Raw genomic sequence first — 1,033 nt, 5'->3', positions numbered from 1 at the left:
CGTGGCGTTACGTGTGGATCAAGTGCCAACAGATCCTGATAAGTTCAAAGTGTCAGGTCGCGGTGAGTTGCACTTGTCTGTGCTTATCGAAAATATGCGCCGTGAAGGTTTTGAACTGGGTGTTTCTCGTCCGGAAGTGATTATCCGTGAAGTCGATGGTGTGAAAGAAGAGCCTTTTGAGGCTGTCACTATTGATATCGAAGATGAGCATCAAGGCACTGTCATGGAAAAAATGGGTGAGCGGGGCGCTGACCTGAAAAATATGGTACCCGATGGTAAAGGTCGTATTCGTTTAGACTTTATTATTCCATCTCGTGGCCTGATTGGTTTCCGTACAGAATTTCTGACGGCTACCCAAGGTACAGGTTTGATTTACAGTGTATTTGATCATTATGCACCGATGAAAACCGGTAGTTTTGGTAAACGTATCAATGGTGTTTTGATTGCAAATGGTGTGGGTAAAGCGGTTGCTTTTGCTATCTTTAACTTGCAAGACCGTGGTCGCATGTTTATCGGACATGGTGATGAAGTCTATGAAGGTATGGTGATTGGCATCCACTCACGTGACAATGATTTAGTTGTTAACCCATTAAAAGGTAAACAGTTAACCAATATGCGTGCATCTGGATCTGATGAAGCGGTGACTCTAGTACCGCCTATTCGTATGAGCTTAGAGCAGGCACTAGAATTTATCGGTGATGATGAGTTACTTGAGGTCACACCTAAAGCCATTCGTGTTCGTAAAAAATTATTACTGGAACATGAACGGAAACGTGCTTCTCGTGGCTAAACGTCACTAAAAATAAAAGAAAAAGGGTATCCTATGTCGATACCCTTTTTTTTGAGGTGAAAAATGCGAATTCTTATTTTAATTGCCATTGGCTTGTTGCTATATATCATCATCACGACGTTGTTACGCAAAGCTAAAGCAGAAGATGAACAAGCACGGATGGAAAAAATGGTGCGTTGCGAGCAGTGTGGATTACATATTTCTGAGCACGAAGCGATACAAAAAAACCATCATTATTTTTGT

General features: G+C 41.9%; 1 protein-coding gene and 1 pseudogene. Both read left to right on the top strand.

Features of this window, described 5'->3' with window-relative positions; genetic code table 11:
• Positions 1–790 (top strand): annotated as a pseudogene (locus tag B4K20_RS11430) (translational GTPase TypA); the annotation flags it as partial.
• Between the two features lie 63 nt (positions 791–853).
• Positions 854–1,033, top strand: a 180-nt coding sequence (locus tag B4K20_RS11425; protein WP_289282978.1) for a PP0621 family protein, incomplete at its 3' end; no start/stop codon positions are given.

The organism is Methylophaga sp. UBA5088, assembly GCF_002414625.1.
GTDB lineage: Bacteria > Pseudomonadota > Gammaproteobacteria > Nitrosococcales > Methylophagaceae > Methylophaga > Methylophaga marina.
This window is presented reverse-complemented; position numbering and strand designations above follow the sequence as displayed.